Annotated in this window: 20 protein-coding genes; 6 read left to right on the forward strand and 14 right to left on the reverse strand. The window is 39.4% G+C overall.

Features of this window, described 5'->3' with window-relative positions; translation table 11 throughout:
* Positions 1 to 83: 83 nt before the first annotated feature.
* A complete protein-coding gene (locus QUG14_RS21755) occupies positions 84 to 683 on the reverse strand; it encodes an NADPH-dependent FMN reductase (protein ID WP_289342526.1) in 600 nt (199 codons plus the stop codon).
* A 260-nt stretch (positions 684 to 943) separates the two neighbouring features.
* On the opposite strand from QUG14_RS21755, the gene QUG14_RS21760 reads away from it, so the two are divergent.
* Positions 944 to 1,279, forward strand: a complete 336-nt coding sequence (locus QUG14_RS21760) for a zinc ribbon domain-containing protein YjdM (protein WP_289342527.1) — start codon at positions 944 to 946, stop codon at positions 1,277 to 1,279.
* 44 nt (positions 1,280 to 1,323) lie between these two features.
* Here QUG14_RS21760 and QUG14_RS21765 read toward each other — a convergent pair whose 3' ends face one another.
* Positions 1,324 to 2,166 carry an aldo/keto reductase gene (locus QUG14_RS21765; protein ID WP_289342528.1) on the reverse strand — a complete coding sequence of 281 codons (843 nt, stop codon included), beginning with the start codon at positions 2,164 to 2,166 and terminating at the stop codon, positions 1,324 to 1,326.
* A 215-nt stretch (positions 2,167 to 2,381) separates the two neighbouring features.
* Positions 2,382 to 3,593 (reverse strand): MFS transporter, encoded by a 1,212-nt coding sequence (locus QUG14_RS21770; protein ID WP_289342530.1) that lies wholly within the window; start codon positions 3,591 to 3,593, stop codon positions 2,382 to 2,384.
* 176 nt (positions 3,594 to 3,769) lie between these two features.
* Between QUG14_RS21770 and QUG14_RS21775 the strand changes: the two genes are divergently transcribed.
* Positions 3,770 to 4,138 carry a winged helix-turn-helix transcriptional regulator gene (locus tag QUG14_RS21775; RefSeq protein WP_289342531.1) on the forward strand — a complete coding sequence of 123 codons (369 nt, stop codon included), beginning with the start codon at positions 3,770 to 3,772 and terminating at the stop codon, positions 4,136 to 4,138.
* Between the two features lie 30 nt (positions 4,139 to 4,168).
* Here QUG14_RS21775 and QUG14_RS21780 read toward each other — a convergent pair whose 3' ends face one another.
* The 4 genes from QUG14_RS21780 to QUG14_RS21795 all read right to left on the reverse strand — a co-directional run bounded on the left by QUG14_RS21780 (position 4,169) and on the right by QUG14_RS21795 (position 7,979).
* Entirely contained in the window at positions 4,169 to 5,176 is a 1,008-nt protein-coding gene (locus QUG14_RS21780; RefSeq protein WP_289342532.1) for a FecCD family ABC transporter permease, read from the reverse strand.
* Positions 5,173 to 6,183 carry a FecCD family ABC transporter permease gene (locus QUG14_RS21785; protein WP_289342533.1) on the reverse strand — a complete coding sequence of 337 codons (1,011 nt, stop codon included), beginning with the start codon at positions 6,181 to 6,183 and terminating at the stop codon, positions 5,173 to 5,175. Before QUG14_RS21785 ends, QUG14_RS21780 begins: the two co-directional genes overlap by 4 nt.
* A gap of 70 nt (positions 6,184 to 6,253) precedes the next feature.
* Positions 6,254 to 7,183, reverse strand: a complete 930-nt coding sequence (locus QUG14_RS21790; protein WP_289342534.1) for an iron-hydroxamate ABC transporter substrate-binding protein — start codon at positions 7,181 to 7,183, stop codon at positions 6,254 to 6,256.
* Positions 7,131 to 7,979, reverse strand: coding sequence for an ABC transporter ATP-binding protein (locus QUG14_RS21795; RefSeq protein WP_289342535.1), 849 nt, complete (start codon positions 7,977 to 7,979; stop codon positions 7,131 to 7,133). The genes QUG14_RS21790 and QUG14_RS21795 overlap by 53 nt, the downstream gene beginning before the upstream one ends.
* A 314-nt stretch (positions 7,980 to 8,293) precedes the next feature.
* Between QUG14_RS21795 and QUG14_RS21800 the strand changes: the two genes are divergently transcribed.
* Positions 8,294 to 9,352 (forward strand): NAD(P)/FAD-dependent oxidoreductase, encoded by a 1,059-nt coding sequence (locus QUG14_RS21800; RefSeq protein ID WP_289342536.1) that lies wholly within the window; start codon positions 8,294 to 8,296, stop codon positions 9,350 to 9,352.
* A gap of 25 nt (positions 9,353 to 9,377) precedes the next feature.
* On the opposite strand, the gene QUG14_RS21805 is transcribed toward QUG14_RS21800, so the two are convergent.
* On the reverse strand, positions 9,378 to 10,349 hold the full coding sequence (locus QUG14_RS21805) for a glycerophosphodiester phosphodiesterase family protein (protein ID WP_289344206.1): 972 nt from the start codon (positions 10,347 to 10,349) through the stop codon (positions 9,378 to 9,380).
* Between the two features lie 176 nt (positions 10,350 to 10,525).
* The gene (locus QUG14_RS21810) at positions 10,526 to 10,753 is read right to left on the reverse strand and encodes a hypothetical protein (protein ID WP_289342537.1); all 228 of its coding nucleotides are present in this window, start codon (positions 10,751 to 10,753) and stop codon (positions 10,526 to 10,528) included.
* A 132-nt stretch (positions 10,754 to 10,885) separates the two neighbouring features.
* On the opposite strand from QUG14_RS21810, the gene QUG14_RS21815 reads away from it, so the two are divergent.
* A complete protein-coding gene (locus QUG14_RS21815) occupies positions 10,886 to 11,974 on the forward strand; it encodes a serine hydrolase domain-containing protein (protein WP_289342538.1) in 1,089 nt (362 codons plus the stop codon).
* Between the two features lie 77 nt (positions 11,975 to 12,051).
* On the opposite strand, the gene QUG14_RS21820 is transcribed toward QUG14_RS21815, so the two are convergent.
* Both QUG14_RS21820 and QUG14_RS21825 read right to left on the reverse strand, forming a co-directional pair.
* Entirely contained in the window at positions 12,052 to 12,330 is a 279-nt protein-coding gene (locus QUG14_RS21820) for a hypothetical protein (RefSeq protein WP_289342539.1), read from the reverse strand.
* The gene (locus tag QUG14_RS21825; RefSeq protein WP_289342540.1) at positions 12,315 to 12,575 is read right to left on the reverse strand and encodes a CGCGG family putative rSAM-modified RiPP protein; all 261 of its coding nucleotides are present in this window, start codon (positions 12,573 to 12,575) and stop codon (positions 12,315 to 12,317) included. The genes QUG14_RS21820 and QUG14_RS21825 overlap by 16 nt, the downstream gene beginning before the upstream one ends.
* Positions 12,576 to 12,717: 142 nt before the next feature.
* On the opposite strand from QUG14_RS21825, the gene QUG14_RS21830 reads away from it, so the two are divergent.
* A complete protein-coding gene (locus QUG14_RS21830) occupies positions 12,718 to 13,551 on the forward strand; it encodes a YitT family protein (protein WP_289344207.1) in 834 nt (277 codons plus the stop codon).
* A gap of 57 nt (positions 13,552 to 13,608) precedes the next feature.
* On the opposite strand, the gene QUG14_RS21835 is transcribed toward QUG14_RS21830, so the two are convergent.
* The gene (locus tag QUG14_RS21835; RefSeq protein ID WP_353961086.1) at positions 13,609 to 15,999 is read right to left on the reverse strand and encodes a DUF4084 domain-containing protein; all 2,391 of its coding nucleotides are present in this window, start codon (positions 15,997 to 15,999) and stop codon (positions 13,609 to 13,611) included.
* A gap of 171 nt (positions 16,000 to 16,170) precedes the next feature.
* Between QUG14_RS21835 and QUG14_RS21840 the strand changes: the two genes are divergently transcribed.
* A complete protein-coding gene (locus QUG14_RS21840) occupies positions 16,171 to 17,151 on the forward strand; it encodes a 2-hydroxyacid dehydrogenase (protein WP_289342542.1) in 981 nt (326 codons plus the stop codon).
* A gap of 22 nt (positions 17,152 to 17,173) precedes the next feature.
* On the opposite strand, the gene QUG14_RS21845 is transcribed toward QUG14_RS21840, so the two are convergent.
* Entirely contained in the window at positions 17,174 to 17,470 is a 297-nt protein-coding gene (locus tag QUG14_RS21845) for a c-type cytochrome (RefSeq protein WP_289342543.1), read from the reverse strand.
* A 184-nt stretch (positions 17,471 to 17,654) separates the two neighbouring features.
* A complete protein-coding gene (locus tag QUG14_RS21850; protein ID WP_289342544.1) occupies positions 17,655 to 18,299 on the reverse strand; it encodes an MOSC domain-containing protein in 645 nt (214 codons plus the stop codon).
* Positions 18,300 to 18,332 lie beyond the last annotated feature (33 nt).

Below are 18,332 nucleotides of genomic sequence, written 5' to 3' on the forward strand. Positions count from 1 at the left end.
AGAGGGAGGCTTGGACAAATTGGAAAAAACACAAAATGCGCCACAGTCTTGATTGACTGTGGCGCATAATATATTTTATGAAATTACCGTAATGTTTTTAAAGCACCGCTCCAAGCGATAACTTCGTCAAGCATTGCTGTCATGTTTGTTTGGTGTAAATCTTGTGGTTTGAATACTGATCCGTTTTCGAAGTCTGTGAATAAAGACAATGTTGGATGTGTACGAACATCGGCAACTTTTACTTCGCCAAGGATTCCACGTAAATGTTCTGCAGCACGTGCTCCACCAGTTGAACCATAGCTTACGATACCAGCTGCTTTGTTGTACCAAGCTTCACGTGCGAAATCAATTGCATTTTTTAATGCACCAGTAATGCTGTGGTTATATTCTTGAACAACGAATACAAATCCATCTAAACTCGCAAGCTTTTGATTCCAATCAGCGATTCCTGGTTCTGTTCCATCAGTAGTGCCTAAGAACGGCAGGTTGTAATCTGAGATATCGACGATTTCATAGTCTGCATCTCCGCGTTGATCAGCAATTCCTTTTACCCATTCTCCTACTTGTGGGCTAACACGTCCTTGACGTGTACTTCCTAAAATAATACCTATTTTTAATTTAGCGTTTGTCATTGTTTCTTCCTCCTTTGATGTTGTACCAAATAATTTGTTTAAAAAACCCATGCTGTCCACCCCTTGTTGTTATTTTTTAATCTATATAGGTTTTTTCAGACTTTGTTATTTTGAATTAAAATATAATTATATAAAACATTTTTAATTCGAGATAAATATAATATAGATTTATCTCGGTGTCAAGAGATTAAACTTATTAGAAAAGATACATGATGCCCAAAATTTGATTGGGCACTTTTGAATCATGGTGGAATCTTTTTATGAAATCTAATATACTTGGAAAAGAAATTAAATAGAGCGGGGGAATTCATTTGTCGAATTTGCCAAATTGCCCAAAGTGTCATTCGGAATATACATATGAAGATGGAAGTTTATTGATTTGCCCGGAGTGCGGTCATGAGTGGAGTTTAGAAGCTGCAGCAGTAGAAGAAGAAAGAGTGATTAAAGACGCAAATGGAAATGTTTTAAGCGATGGTGATTCGGTAACTGTCATTAAAGACCTTAAAGTAAAAGGCAGTTCCTCAACGCTAAAGCAAGGAACCAAAGTAAAAAACATTCGTTTGGTTGATGGAGATCATAATATCGACTGCAAAATCGATGGTTTTGGCGCGATGAGTTTAAAATCTGAGTATGTCAAAAAAATATAAAAAATGGGCGCTCCCACTAGTAAGGGGGCGCCTTATATTTTTCCCTAGAAATCAATATTGTCAGGGTCTGGACCGATTCGAAGATTTTCATTTAGATTACTTATTTGGTCCATATCTTCTGTCGTCAGTTCAAAATTAAATATGTTGGAGTTCTCTATTATTCTGTGTTCCTTTGTTGATTTAGGTATGGTTACGACGCCATTTTGCAAATCCCAGCGTAAAATGACTTGAGCGACTGTTTTATTATATTTACTTGCTACTTTCTCTAGTACCGGATTATCAAATAATTGACCCTGCATTAAAGGGGACCATGCTTCAAATTGAATTCCATGTTGATGACAGAATGCTTGCACTTTTTTTTGGGTTAACCGTGGATGGTATTCTACTTGATTGACCATTGGTTTTATCTCTGCGTCCTTCATTATGTCTTCAAGATGGTGGACTTGGAAGTTACTTACACCAATTGCTTTTACTTTTCCATCCTTATAAAGAGTCTCTAATGCCTGCCAAGCCTCCTTATATTTACCCTCTACAGGCCAATGGATAAGGTAGAGGTCAAGGTAATCTAGTCCAAGTTTATTTAGGCTCGTTTCGTATGCTGCTATCGTTGATTCATAACCTAAATCAGAATTCCAAACCTTTGAGGTTATAAATAATTCTTCTCTTTTAATACCGTATTCGGTGATTGCTTCACGAATTGCTTGTCCAACGCCTTCTTCATTTCCATAAATTGCTGCTGTATCAATGCTGCGATAACCATGTTTAATCGCAAATTTAACGGCATCCACTAATTCAGGACCTTCTTCGACTTTAAATACACCCAGTCCGAACAAAGGCATTTTTACCCCATTATATAATGTAGTTGTTGCTTGTAAGTTGTTTGTCATTTTTTTATCCTCCAAATTGTTTTAGTAAAAGGCTGTGTAATAATGGCCGGTTGATTTCCGCTCCCGGCACTTCGCTTTCCGCGGGCGTGCCGGGGAGCCTCCTCGGCGCATAAGCGCCTGTGGGGTCTCCCCAGCCCCGTACTCCCGCAGGAGTCTTCGTGCCTTCCGCTCCAATCAACCGGGTGCAAATTAAAAATTAGCTTTAACACAGCCTATTAAAATACAGTGCTTTCTTTAACAAGTATGATATTTTCCTTTTGTTCAAGTTTTCGACTCAAGCCTGTAAGGATTACAGCACTGAGAACCATTGAAGCTCCTATCCAAGTGGTATGAATGAGTCCAATAGAATCGGTGATGAAGCCTCCTAAAAACGAACCCATTGCAATTCCTGCATTAAAGGCAGCAATATTCAGGGCAGAAGCTACATCTACTGCGGTTGGCACATACCGCTCAGCCAGCATGACCACATACACTTGCAGTCCAGGTACGTTCATAAAAGCAAGCATCCCCATTAAAAATATCGTGACTAATCCTGCCATTTTAAAAGGTGCTGTAAAAAGTAAGATAAAAAGGACCACGGCTTGAGCGATAAACATATAAAATAGCGCCTTAATCGGATTTTTATTCGCTACTTTTCCACCAATCATGTTCCCAATTGCGATTGCTATTCCGTATCCAAGAAGAATTGCCGCCACCGCTCCTTCCTTAAAGCCTGTGATTTCTTGAAGGATGGGAGATAGAAACGTAAATACCACAAACGTTCCTCCATACCCTAAGGCAGTAATGATAAATACCAGTAATAAGCGGCCGTTTGTCACTAATTTTATTTGGTCACGGAAAGTTGTTTTTGTCCCTTTTCGTAAAGTCGCTGGTACTAGGATGCTATTTGCAATCATTGCAATGGCTCCGACCACAATGATAAGAATGAAGGCCATCCGCCAGCCATAGTGCTGACCAATAAAGGTACCAAATGGGACACCGGTTACCGTAGCAACAGTTAGTCCGGTAAACATAATCGATATGGCGCTGGCTCTGCGATTTTCTGGTACTAAATCAGCTGCGATGGTTGAGCCAATTGACATAAAAATACCATGTGAAAGAGCAGATATTACGCGGGCAGCAAGGAGAACACCGATGCTGGTTGCACTTGCCGCCAGCCCATTCCCGATAATAAAAATAATCATGATCCAAAGTAATAAAGATTTACGTGACATACTAGAAGTAAGAGATGTCAGAATGGGCGCACCAAAGGTAACTCCGAGTGCATATAAGGAAACCGTTAAACCAGCAGTTGTAACGGGTATATCTAAATCATTGGCAATTAGCGGTAAAAGACCGACACTGATAAATTCAGTGGTGCCGATGGCAAAGGCACTAATGGCTAATGCAAGCAATGCAAAAGTGCTTTGTTTATGTTTGAAAGACATTTTGTCTCCTCCTTAAAAATTTGTAGTTTAACCGATTTGCATGTTGCAGCATAACCGATAGATGTTATTATGAGATATAGAGGATTATTAGTGAAGTACGCACTTTTAAGTGATATAGATACCTTTAGGTAATATAGGTACTTATTAGTACCTATTAGTGAGGAGGAAAATTACGTATGAAACAAAAGAAATACAATATATCGGTAGAAGCAACTTTGGAAGTAATCGGAGGCAAGTGGAAATGCGTCATTCTCTGCCATTTAACCCGTGGCAAAAAACGGACGAGTGAATTGAAACGCCTAATGCCAGATATTACACAGAAAATGTTAACCCAGCAATTACGTGAATTAGAGGAAGATGGAGTCATTAACCGCATCGTTTATAATCAAGTTCCACCGAAAGTGGAGTATGAATTAAGTGAGTATGGTGAGAGTTTAGAGGGGATTCTAAATTCACTTTGCACATGGGGAGAAAAACATATTGCCAAAGTGCATGGCAGTATGGATGTCTTAGAAGAGAACATACTTAACGAACATCTTAAATAAAAATAGGCGCTCCCTTTTTAAGGGAAGCGCCTATTTTTTTAATAATAAATACATAAAATACGGTGCACCAATAAGAGCTACCATAATCCCAGCGGGAATTCCTGCGGATTCCATCAAATTACGTCCAATGGTATCTGCAAACATTAAGAGCCAACCTCCAATGAGAACTGCAATCGGGATAAATAATTGATTTCTCGGTCCAACTAACGCCTTTGCCATATGCGGTGCCATTAATCCAATAAAGGAAATACCGCCTGTAACCGAAACGGCAGATGCTGCCAGCGCAACCGCTGTAATCAGTAAGACAATACGTTCTTTTTCAATCGAAACACCGACACCAATGGCTACGGGTTCACTTAAGCCAAGAAGATTTAACCGGTTGGCTTTGTATAAGGTGAAAGGAAGAAGAACAATTAACCATGGGAGCAGCGCCCATATAAATGGCCAATCCGTACCCCATATATTCCCCGCTAACCATTTGGCAATAAAATCTACTTTTGCCCGTTCTGCAGATGAAATCAGTACAATCATTGCTCCTGAGAGTGCCAGGGAAAAACCGACCCCAATTAATACTAATCGTACGGGCTGAAGGCCCTCCGTTTTGCTATAAGCAAATAGGTAGATAAGTGCTGCTGTCAACAATGCACCGATGAAGGCTACAAGTGGCAGCATGTAGATAAAGGAACCGGCTTCAATCGGGAAAAATAAAAAGAATACGGCAACGGCAACACCTGCACCTGAATTGATCCCAATAATACCAGGATCGGCTAAATCATTACGGGTAATTCCTTGTAAAATAGCACCAGACAAGGCAAGTGCCATCCCAGCTAGTAGGGTAATGATGATTCGTGGCAATCGAATCGAAAATAATACAAATTCTTCTTTGAACGTTCCTTGTCCGAGAAGGGTGGGGATCAGCCTATTATACGATACAGAGGAAAAACCCAAACCCAGACCAACTACGATTGTAACCAAGATTAATGCAAATAAGATAAATAAAGAGATACGTTGCTTTCTAAGTAACGAGGCTTGGATCATGAGAATGCTTTGCCTCCTTTGCGTACAATAACAAGGAAGAAAGGTAACCCCATTATTGCCACAATCGCAGCAACTGGGGTTTCAAATGGTGCATTCATTGTCCGGCCAAGTGTATCGGCAAAAAGCATAAACGCAGCACCGGAGATCGCAGACATTGGGAGAATAAAACGGTAATCTGTACCCACAATTGCCCGAGCAACGTGGGGAACCATTAAGCCGATGAAAGCCATATTCCCAATAAGAGCAACAGAAGCTCCAGCTAATAAAATAATCGCAATAAAGAGAATCACCTTTATTTGAGTTGTTTTTTGACCTAATCCAACGGCGACTTCTTCATTTAAGCTTAAAATGGTGAGTTGCCTTGATAGAAAAAGAGAGACAAGTAAACCTGTAATGATGAAGGGAATAATGACCTGGAGCTGGCCCCAAGTGGTTCCAATCATTCCTCCTGCCGTCCACATCGAGACATTTTTTGAAATCTTAAAATAGATTCCAATTCCTTCAGCAATCGCATAAAGGAAAGCAGAGACAGCAGCTCCTGCTAAAACAATCCTTAATGGGGAAAAGCCACCTTTTTTCATTGCACCAATGCCAAATACCATCGTTGTTCCGACAGCTGCACCAATAAAGCAAGCAATCGTAATGCTGAAATAGTTGGCTGATGGGATAAAGGCGATGATGAGAGCGAGTGCGGCATTTGCACCCGCGGTTAAACCAAGTAAACCAGGATCTGCAAGCGGGTTCCTAGTAATGCCTTGCATAATTGCTCCTGCGACAGCAAGGGCGGCACCGACTACGATTGCTGCAACCTCACGGGGCAAACGGATTTCACGAATAATTGAAATTTTTTCGCCTTCCGCATTCGTAAAAAGTGCTTGCCACACATCTTTAAAAGAAATATCTGCTGCTCCCATAATCATGGAAAATACAAACATTGCGGCAAATACAAGTATGCCAAGCAGCAGTTTATATCCAAAAGGAATCGAACGTTGTTTTTCAATCATCATAAGTCTCTCATCTTTTCTGTCATAGAATAGGGGAAAGAGGAATTCTAGGAATAGAATCCCTCTTCTAATATTAATTACCTAAGAATGATTTTTTAATGAACTCAAGTTGTTTTTCGAGTGTAACTGGGTCACTGAAAGAAGCACCTTGACCATTCATTTCAAAGACGCGATTATTCTTAACCGCTGGAATATTTTTGTACGTTTCTGTTTCTTGGAAAGATGTATCAGCATCTGAGTATTTGCTCAGAATGACATAATCTCCAGCATACTCAGGAATTACTTCAGCAGATAATGCAAAGTAGCCTGAGCTTTCTGCCACTTCTTTTACTTTTTCAGGCATTTTTAAATTCATCGCTTGATAGAGAATTTCTGTTCCACGTGCCCAGTTGCTGCCGAATACATATAGGTCTTTTCCGTAACTTTCCATAACGGAAACGGTTGCGTCCTCACCAATTTTTGCACGAATTTCTTCGCCAGCTGCTTCAGCTTCTTTTTTGAAGTTGTCCACCCAAGCTTGGGCTTCTTTTTCTTTATTTAATAGTTTACCAATTTCTATGTGCTGGGTTAAATAATCAACTTTCCCCCAAGTATATGTAACAGTAGGGGCAATTTCACTTAACTTATCTATGTTTTTAATATTGGATAGACCAATGATTAAATCTGGTTCTAGTTCGATAATTTTTTCTAAGTCTTCATCGGAAACTTCTGTGACATCTTTCATTTCTTTTTCAAATGTCGGGTTAGTCTTTGACCATACATCAGCACCGACGACATTTACGCCTAAATCAAGTACATTACCAGTAAAGCCTGAAAGTAAGATAACTCGTTGCGGATCAGCTGGAACTTCAATCGGTCCGTTTTCAGATTGATAGGTAATCGTTCCAGATTTCTTGTCCTCTGGTGCTGCAGTAGTATCCTCTTCTTTTGTAGTATCGGTACCGCAAGCGCTAATAATTAACGCTGCGAGCAGTAAAAATGGCAGTAGTAGTAGCTTTTTCATGTTTTGTTTCTCCTTTTAGTAGATTGTACGTTACGCACATTGGTTTTTTTGTTCGTGGGTCGTGTCCGATAACAGCGTCAATATTAAATACTTTTTTTAGCACTTTATGACTAATGACTTCATCACAATTTCCCGCTTTTACAATTTCACCGTCTTTTAAGGCGATGATATGATCCGCAAATCGGGCTGCTTGATTTAAATCATGAAGGACCATAACAATTGTCCGTTCTTGTTCATGATTTAGTTTTTGCAGCAGCTCCAAAACTTCTAGTTGGTGGGCCATGTCTAAGTAGGTGGTTGGCTCATCTAGGAAAATAATCTCTGTTTCTTGAGCTAGGGCCATTGCAATCCAAACGCGCTGGCGCTGTCCGCCTGAAAGTGCGTCGACAGGACGAAACTTAAAGTCTATCGTTCCAGTGACATCAAGAGCCCAGTCAATCACTTCATAATCCTTTTTTGTTAAACGGCCAAAGCCCTTTTGATAGGGAAACCGGCCATAAGATACGAGTTCTCCAACCGTCAATCCACTTGCACTTTCTGGAGTTTGCGGCAGGATCGCCATTTGTTTCGCAAGAATCTTCGTGTTTACCTTTGAAATATCTTTTCCGTCCAAAAGGATGTTTCCAGATTGGTGGGAGATGATCCGAGTAATTGCTTTAAGTAAGGTCGATTTTCCACAACCATTTGGTCCGATAATCGTTGTTATCTTCTTATCAGGAATTTCGATACTTAGGTTTTTGACAATTAAGCGTTCACCGTAACCAATGCTTAATTCGTCTGTAGAAAGGCGAACCATGGTAAACCTCCTTTAGTAATTGAGAATTAATTGATAATGATTATCAGTATCGTTATGCCTTTACTATATAGGTGAGTGATAATGATTGTCAATTACAATTTTGTGAAAATTTTTTATATGTTTGATAGTGTTAATTAGAGGGAAGCTGAATTCCTTATGTTATCAAGCTTTGTAGTACATATTTTGTCTGTCAAAAAGTTGTCAAATATAGATGCCACTGAATTTTCAAAAAATACCTATTGTAAAAGGGAAGAAAATCTATTACTCTTATTGATAATGATAATCAATTACAATTGGTTAGGGAGTGAACGGAGATGGAACAACAGGAATTGTTTGATGTTACGGTGATTGGTGGAGGACCAGCAGGACTTTATTCCACTTTTTATAGCGGGTTAAGAGAAATGAAAACAAAGGTGATTGAATACCAACCGGAGTTAGGCGGTAAAATACATGTTTACCCAGAAAAAATGATCTGGGATGTAGGTGGTTTAACTCCAATTACAGGGGCGAAGTTAATTGAACAGCTGGTTGAGCAAGCCTTAACATTTAGCCCAACAGTCGTACTAAATGAAAAAGTGGAATCGATTACTCGAAATGAAGAAGGGATCTTTGTTTTAAAAGGCTCATCCGGAGAACTTCATTTTTCTAAAACCGTCATTGTTGCAATTGGCAGCGGCATTTTGAAACCGCAAAAGTTAGAAATAGAAGGTGCAGAGAGATTTGAAGTGTCAAATTTACACTACACAGTTAAATCGTTTAAACAATTTAAAGATAAAACCATTATCATTTCTGGTGGTGGAAATTCTGCGGTAGACTGGGCAAATGAATTAGAGCCGATTGCAAAAAAGGTCTATTTAACCTACAGAAAAGATGGGTTAGGTGGACATGGACAGGAAGCACAAGCGTCAAAGCTTTTGAACAGTTCGGTTGACTGTTTCTTTCAAACCTCGATTACCAAATTAATGGCCAATGATGAACGTGATGAAATTGACACAGTTGAATTAACAAACCATGAAACAGGAGATGTTCGATATATACCTGTTGATGAAGTAATCATTAGCCATGGCTATGAGCAGGACGCAGCATTATTGGAAAATAGTGAATTGAGCATTGAACGAGTAGATAACTACTATATAGCGGGGAATGCCACAAGTGAATCTTCGATAGAAGGTCTTTATGCTGCAGGGGATATCCTTATGCATGATGGAAAAATCAATCTGATTGCTGGTGCGTTCCAGGATGCTGCAAATGCCGTGAACAAGGCGAAACAGTACATTCAGCCTGATGCGGCTAAAGTCGCAATGGTTTCCTCCCATAATGAACTCTTTAAAAAGCGAAATAAAGAATTAGTGAAGCAAATGATTTTGAAATAGAAAAAAAGAGTGTAGGTGTGCGCCTTCACTCTTTTTGTATTAATGGAGCAATCTTGTCAATACGATTGGTCCAAATTCCGCCGCTATAGTTGTCAGGCAGTCTAGTTAAATCCTCTTGCGTATCAAAGCCTTCAGACCATCCTCCATCACCGGCAACCACAATCACTCTAGTGTCCACACTATCCATTCGCTTTAAGAACTTATCCGACCATCCCCATAACCATGGAGCGATTTTTTCGGGTATATGTAATTGAGTCTTCTCGCATGCCTTAGGAATATAACCTGCCCATCCGACCGCAATATATGGAAGCAAACAACTTTTTAGTGTAGCCTTTGACATGACACGCAACTCAGGGAGTTCTTCTTTTATTGTAGCAATCGGCCGATCGCCACCGTAAACGGTCAACTGCTTTAAACGGTTTTCTGGCAGTTTTTTTAGTACTTCTGCAAGCTGAATTCCTTCTTCCGGATCATCACTTTTAATATGAATTAAAAATGATTCATCTGGAAAATGGGTTAACACTTCATCAAGTGAGGGCATAAGACCAACGCCTTTTCCACGAAAGGGATAGGTTTTACCATTATCGGCTGTATACCCATAGCCAATATCGAGTTGCTTTAATTCTGCTAAGGTATATTCTTTTGTTGTTCCTTCCGCGTTCGTTCGGCATTCAAGCGTCCAGTCATGAAAAACAGCAAATTGACCATCTTTTGTCGGCTTAATATCGAACTCTACCACATCCGCCCCGTTTTCAAATGCCGCCTCCATGGAAGGGATGGTGTTTTCAAGATAGGGATGTTCTGGTGGATGAATCACCTCAGCAGTACATGTATCGCCCTGAATCCCATCCATGCTAAAGGTTTGTCCAAGCCCGCGATGTGCAAGCAGCAAAGGTTTACCCTCGCGTTCTTTTGTAAAAAAGGTACTGTTGTTTAGAAAAATAAATAAAGATAATAAGAGCAAAAATACGAACAATCTTTTTAGGAATCTCTTCAGTTTTACTACCTCCGTTGGGTGTTATTTTGGGGAAATGATGCAATTTACAGCAGAAATCATCATTTTTAATACAAGTTTTGATAGCATGGTCCGGATATCAGCGTTAAATAGAGTATATCAGCCTTAGGCCAAAAATCCAGCAAAAATGCTGATTGGAATTCCCAATCAGCACTGAGCTAAATCCTCTTTTTTACGTCTTCCCGAATGGATTCAATTAGATCATCTGAAAGATCTGCCGGTAAGGATGTACCGTCCATAAATACCCACGAATTCATGATTTCAAGATCAGCTTTTTTAAACGTAATGCTGTAATTCATTTGATTGTGGGTAAACTCTGTAGTCACATATTCCTCACTGTCAAAATCATCATCAATAATCATATTTGTAATTTCATATGTATTCACAACACAGTCTCCTTTGAACACGCTATAAAACTAGAGTGTACTAATAGGAGAGGAATATACATACATCATATGAAGGAAAAATGAATGAGCAAAGCGAATTGAATGACTGTGTTAATAGGAAGGGGGAAGGGTATGAGATTAGAAGAGGCAAAGCTAGAGATAGAGCGTAAGTTAAAAGAGATGGTGGATCGTGACGCTAAGATTCCTAATGCTTATTTACTCTTCCATTCAGATCGACATGCTATTCATTGGAGTTTGGCTCATGGGGGAAGTGATGATATGCCTGCAAATGCAGAGCAGCCTTATCATACTGCAAGTATTGCTAAAACGTTCACTGCTATGATAATTGCAAAGCTAGTGGAAGGAGGTAAACTACTTTATGAAGATCGACTAGACAAATATCTCCAAGATGACCTCATGAGTGATTTACATATTTATAAAGGTAAAGACTATTCACGTGAGATTACGATTCAACATTTAATCGGCAATACTTCTGGATTAGGCGACTTTTACGAGGAAAAACCAAAGTTGGGCAAACCATTTTTAGATATCATGCTGGATGAGCCCTCTCGGTATTGGTCAGCAAAAGAGACGATTGAGTGGACTAAGCAGCAAATTAGCCCTCGGTTTAAGCCAGGGGAGAAGGTTCATTACACCAATACGGGTTTCAATCTATTAGGATTAGTCATTGAAGAGGTCACTTCAAAACCTTACCACCAAGTCCTTCATGAAATGATTTTCCAACCTCAAAGGATGAATCATACCTATTTGTCTCAATACTCAGAGCCTGCAGAGCAAAACCCTTATCCGGTAGCGAAGTTAAACTTGAAGAACAGAGAGATTAATGTAGAAGACTACCGAAGCTTCAGCAGTATTTATGCAGGCGGACAAACAGTGAGCACCTCAGAGGATTTATTAAAATTCATGAAAGCGCTAGCTGCTGGTTCAGTTGTCCATAAGGATACCTTAGAAAGTATGAAGCAATGGCAGAAAATGTGGATAGGAGTTGATTACGGATCCGGTCTTATGAGAGTTCGTATGCTGCCCATTATCCAAAAATACAACGTATGGGGACACCTGGGATCCATTGGTTCCTTCATGCTATACAACCTAGGCATGGACATCTACATTATCGGAAACTTCAACAAATCAGGCCACCTAACCAAAACCGTCCGCTTCCTATTTAACACCCTGAGGACATTGTCAAAGGCAATAAGTTAAGAACAAAATAATGACTAAGTTGGCACTGTCCACCTGAGGTGGACAGTGTCCACGAGCGGTGCCTGTCACCGCATTGTTTAAGGAAAGTATATTTGTAGCACATCTGTGTTGTTTTTTAGTATGAAGTAGTTTGGAAAGTCTGTGTTTATGTAAGCATGAGGATAGTCTTTTCGATTTATTGTAAAGTCGGGACCATCCTCTTTCGTGAAGATAATGGCGATTTCTGTTACTTTGATGGTATGAAAGTAGAAGCCATCTCGTTTGTAAAGTAAATCCTCGTCCTGATAATAGTTTAAGATCACTTGTCGGTTTTGGTAGTTTGTCAATATTGATAGGTCGTTTAGTGGTTTTTCCATACTCGCAGCACATACCCTCCACAACCGCATTGGTCGATAAATTTCATTTCGATCCCGCTTCCGAAATTCTCCACTAATGCTTCTCCCAAATAGTCAGCAGGATTCCCAAAAGAAGCAGGAGTAACAAGGTTTACATAGAACCCCTTACATGTCTTTTCCACTGCCTCGATACCATCCTTGATAACCAACTCCATATCCATTGAATACTCTTCATGTTCAAGTGAAATTGACCAATTCTTATCCATCCCAATCACCTCGTATCTTTATTTTAGTATGAAGAGTGCAGGCAAGAGGTGATAGGAATCACAATTAATGATAAAAATTCCCTGCAAGTCTCAATCAAAATGGTATATTATTATGGTAGAAAAATATGAAAGTGGTCGTGATATGAAAAAATCATTGAAAGATATCGCACTAATTTTAATAGGATCCCTTATTTTCGCAGTCGGGGTAAATTATTTTACGATTCCCAACACTCTTTCAGAGGGCGGCATTTTGGGGATTACAATCATTACCCATTATTTGTTCCACTGGTCGCCTGGGGTTGTGAATTTTGTATTAAACGTTGCCCTCTTAATGATAGGGTATAAATTTTTTGACAAACGAACGATGGTTTACACGATTATTTCCATTGTTGCTAGCTCTGGTTTCCTATATCTGACAGAGGATGTTGGTAAGCAACTAACGGAGGACACCTTTCTGGCGGCGATCTTTGCTGGATTATTGGTGGGCGTTGGATTGGGATTGATCTTTCGAACGGGCGGTACATCAGGAGGATCAACCATCTTAGCACGGCTCACCAATCAACTGTTAGGCTGGAGCATTGGGAAAGGAATGCTAATTTTTGATATCATCGTTGTGGCGGGATCGGTTTTTATCATTGGTCTAGAAAAATCAATGTACACCCTTTTGGTTGTATTTATTGGTGCGAAGGCCATTGATTTCATTGTGGAAGGATTAGATGAAAAAGTAGCCGTTTTAATTATATCTAATTCACCGGAAATGGTTTTAGAGAATATCACTAGTAAGATGTCTAGAGGGATCACGGTTCTTGATGGGCGCGGCGGCTATTCCGGTCAGAATAAAGATGTACTTTACATCGTCATTAATAAACAAGAAATCGTTCAGCTAAAAAGCATCATCAATACCATTGATAAAAATGCCTACGTTACCATCCATAATGTACATGAAATGATGGGAAAGGGCTATAAAGCCTCATAATATTCATAAGCACATAACAAATTGAAAAGGAACCATCTGTTGAGGATGGTTCCTTCTTTAGTAGGTTAAGATAGACCTGTTACTTTCAATTATGGCACCTACTTGCGTAACACTTATTGGTTTACTATACAGGTCACCTTGAATGACATCGCAATGTAGTTCTTTTAGAATCGTCAACTGCTCTTCGTTTTCGATTCCTTCTGCAATGACCGATAATCCTAGGCTATGGCCTAAGTAAATAATTGTTTCCACTAAGGCTCTGTCTTTTTGGTTTAACATGATATCCTGATTAAATGGTTTAGGAATTTTCAACGTATTAATTGGAAATCGCTTGAGATACATGAATGAGGAATATCCTGTACCAAAATCATCTAGGGATATTCTTACCCCTAAATTTCGTATGTTTTGCATTTTTTTAATCGCCGCTTCTGCGTCGGTGAAAGCAACACCTTCGGTAATTTCTAACTCTAAATAATTTGGATTAAAGCCAGTTGTTCTTAGAGCCTTGTTTACCATTTCCACTAAATGATCGTGAAGGAATTGAACAGGTGATAAGTTTACGGCAACTTTTATATGGGTATGTCCTAAATCATGCCAAGCTTTCCCCTGCAGACATGCCTGTTTTAGGACCCACTCCCCAATAGGGATGATCAGTCCCGACTCTTCGGCAACGGGAATAAATTGATTCGGTGATACCATTCCTGCTTCCATTGTATTCCAACGAAGTAACGTTTCCACTCCGACAATTTCCCCCGTCTGTAAATGTACCTGTGGTTGATAAACAAGAACAAATTCTTCGTTTTTCAAAGCCTTTCGGAGCCCTTTTTCTAGCGCCATTTTTCTTGACATGGCTTTATTCATATCCATGGAATAGAATTTGTAATTGTCTCTTCCTTCTTCTTTGGCGCGGTACATGGCCATATCTGCATTCTTCATTAGCTCATCGGTATTTTTTCCGTCCGTTGGATAAAAGGCTATACCGATACTCATTGAGACATGCAGTTCTTGTCCAGAAATAAGAATAGGTTTTGCTACAATTGCCCGGATTCGTTCGATTAGGGGGATTACATCTTCTTCCGCACGGATTCGATTTAATAAAATGGTAAATTCATCGCCGCCTTGCCGAGAAATCGTATCAATTTTCCGGACGCTTAATGCCATTTGTTTGGTAACATGCTTTAACAGTAAATCACCAAATTCATGCCCCAGAGTATCATTAATATTTTTAAAACGATCTAAATCTATGAAGATGATCGCTAGTTTATAATGATTGCGTTTAGCCTCTTCCATGGCTGTCACCAGCCGTTCTAAAAACATTCGTCTATTTGGCAGTCCGCTTAGGACATCATGGTAGGCCATATGTTTCATTTTTCGAACGGCAGAGAGAAGCTGTTGGTTTTTGGAACTAAGTTCTGCCGTTCTTTCCCCAATTTTCTGCTCCAATTCTTCTGTCAGGGCATGATATTTCGATAACAATGTTTGATTTTCTAAAGAGGTAAAGACATGCCGTAATATCACAAGGAGTATGGCTGCAGCTGAGCCGATAATGAAACTTTTAGACTCTTTACTTTGAAAAATCATGACCATAAACAAAAGAATCACGCTGATATAAGGTAATAATAATCGTAAGGAAATAGAATCCTTTAAAGAATCAATTTTATATTTAGATTGTGCAGATGAATCTGCATTTGTATCTTTTTCGATTGTTAATGTTCCTGCAATGCCCATTAATAAAAGAGCAAACGGCCATAACGGTTGAAATAGATTTTCTGAAAACGAAATATTTGTTAGGCTTAAATATAGGTATGACGAATTTGCTAAAACTTGAATGAATAAGCTTGAAAAAATGAAAACGAATACCCTGTAAGGGAAAATGTTTTCAGCACCTAGGTAGAAGATAATGGCACCGAAAAAGAGAAGCAAATCTCCAATCGGATATCCGATCGCAATAAAAGAGTTACTTTGAGAAAAGATATCGCGAATGATAAACTGCCAGCTAAAAGTAATTGCCACGGTCATAATAATAGAGGTATCAAAGGTAAGTTTTATCAGGTGCAGGTTTTCACTATTGAGCCGTATCTTGTAAATAAAGGCGAAGAAATAACAGGCAATTTGTAGCAGATAGAAGAAATCATTCCATCCTGTAGGCAGAAGTTCTATATGTAGAAAATAGCTATTTGCCAGAATCGCCAATAGGTTACAAAAACTCCCCAGTGATAGTAGAAGCCATACGTATTTATCATTCGTTTTAAGTTTTCTATACACGGAAAATAGAATAATAGATGTAGTGAGGGAGGCGGCTATTAAAAGTATATTCTCCACGAATGTTGTGGTCCCCGTGTCTTTGTCCCAAAAAAAGAGCCAAAAATAATAACCAAGAGTCTGAAAAAATGTATAGTATATTAAGATATTTTTTCTTACTAACCAGTCCATCCGAGACACTCCCATGAGAAATCAGATTCTGTTTTATTGTTTAGATAAAGCAAGACTATTTTACCATTAAGTGGAATAGATATTTGTCGAAAAATGTCTGATGTTATGGCATTTTATTCCAAAATATGCGGATGTACATTTTATTGGCAAAAAAGTATTCTTTATATAAGTAAAGGAGTGATCAAAATGAAACCAAAAATCTACATATCAAGGAAGCTTCCGGAAACAGTGGTTATTAGGTTATCTGAAATATGTGAAGTGAAAATGTGGGATAAGGAGGAGGAACCTGTACCTAGAGATGTACTAGAGAAGGAAATACAGGAGGTGGACGGCCTGTATTGTTTATTAACAGAAAGCATCGACCGGGACCTTTTACATTTAGGAACGAGATTAAGAATCGTTAGTAATATGGCGGTTGGCTATAACAATATCGATGTAGAGGCAGCGACAGAAAGAAGGATTATGGTCACCAATACACCAGGAGTTCTAACGGAGACAACGGCGGATTTAACCTTTGCGCTGTTAATGGCAACGGCAAGAAGACTCGTAGAAGCCTCTGATTATTTACGAGAGGGCAGCTGGAAAACATGGTCGCCAATGCAATTAACCGGGCAGGATATTTATGGAGCCAACTTAGGAATTTTCGGATTAGGCAGGATTGGGGAGGCTTTAGCGAGAAGAGCAAGAGGATTTGATATGAACATTTTATATCATAACCGCACCCGAAAGCTTGAAGCAGAGGAGCAGTACGGCATTGAGTATGCAGATAAAGAAACCTTGCTGCGTAAATCAGATTTCGTTTGTGTGTTGACACCCTATACACCAGAGACGAAAAATTATATTGGTGCAAAAGAGTTATTACTTATGAAACCAACTGCTGCTTTGATTAATACGGCTCGCGGAGGGATTGTGAATGAAGACGACCTGTATCAAGCATTAAAGAATGGGACGATTTGGGCTGCGGGTTTAGATGTATTTGAAGAGGAGCCGGTGAGAACAGATCACCCGCTGCTCAGCCTGCCGAATGTCGTTGTGCTGCCACACATTGGAAGTGCCAGTAAAAACACCCGATTAAAGATGTCGTTACTTGCTGCAGAAAATTTGATTCAGGGTCTACAGGGTGAAACGCCGAAAAACTTAATTAATGGCCAGGTAGAAAAAGGTTAGGGGATTTCCTAACCTTTTTTGGTTATTTTTCTAATAGCCATTTTGTAACAGTTTTAGCTTCCTCTTTTGATAATTGTCCGCCTGGCATCATACCGACTCCATCGTTTAGTAATTTCAGTATTTCTTCTTCTGAATACTTACTTCCCATGTTAATAACTGGAGGTCCCGCTGCCCCTACCAAGTTTTCTCCATGACAGGATAGACAGCTGAATTTATAAAGGCCTCCTCCATCCGTAGGTCTTTTTGCATTAGCAGCATTCGATGAACATCCCGAGAGTACTAGTAATGAGAGAGCAAAAACAATCCAAAGTTGCTTCACGACGTTTCCTCCTAATGAATCGAATTCGTTAAGGAAAGAATACGGTATAAAACTAAAATATTTCTAAACGAAAGATTAAAATTTCTTAAATGGTTTTTTACGAAAAATTAGAAGCGGAAAGGATATGGACAGTTTCTAAGGTTGTTTACATACTAAACTCCCAGGCAGAATCCTGGGAGTTTGGTTATTTATCTTTTAATTCAAGAAGATACTTTCGCCATTGCCCGGCAAGCTCTTCGACTGACAATATTTTCTCTATCATTTCCATTGATGGTGATTTGTCATGGAAGTAGAGATGATGGACCGAGGCTACAGTTATCTGCGCAGGATGTGAAAGCAGCTTATGTATTCGGGAATCAGCTGTTATTTTTCCTTCTTCCAGCACTCTAAAAAAATATCCAGTGTAGCCTGTCTCAATAATTCTTTTTAAAAGAAGATGGTTATGATTGCGTTTATTGATGGTGGAGCATGGATATCGCCCTTGAGATACCTGCAGGACGGCCTCACCTATCTGAAAAACATCGCCAATACAGACCTGGTCTTCCTTCATGCCTGTTATTGTTAAATTTTCTCCGAATGGAGAAGCAGGTAAGGTTTCACCAAATACAGTTTCCCAATGTGCATAATGTTCAAAAGGATACACGCAAACGACTCGATCGGAACCACCATGATATTCAGGATTCGCAACCTGATCACCGGTTATTTGATTAAAGCTTACATCAAGCTCCTGACATTGTTCCTTCCAAATACCGGACACATAGGCTTCATCCTTATAGACCTTATTTTTCGGCAATCCCTTGCTTAAAAAAATCAATTCTCTACTATTCATTGCTTATCCCCTCCTTGTTGTTCATTTTACTAC

Source organism: Neobacillus sp. CF12 (assembly GCF_030348765.1).
Taxonomy (GTDB): domain Bacteria; phylum Bacillota; class Bacilli; order Bacillales; family Cytobacillaceae; genus Neobacillus.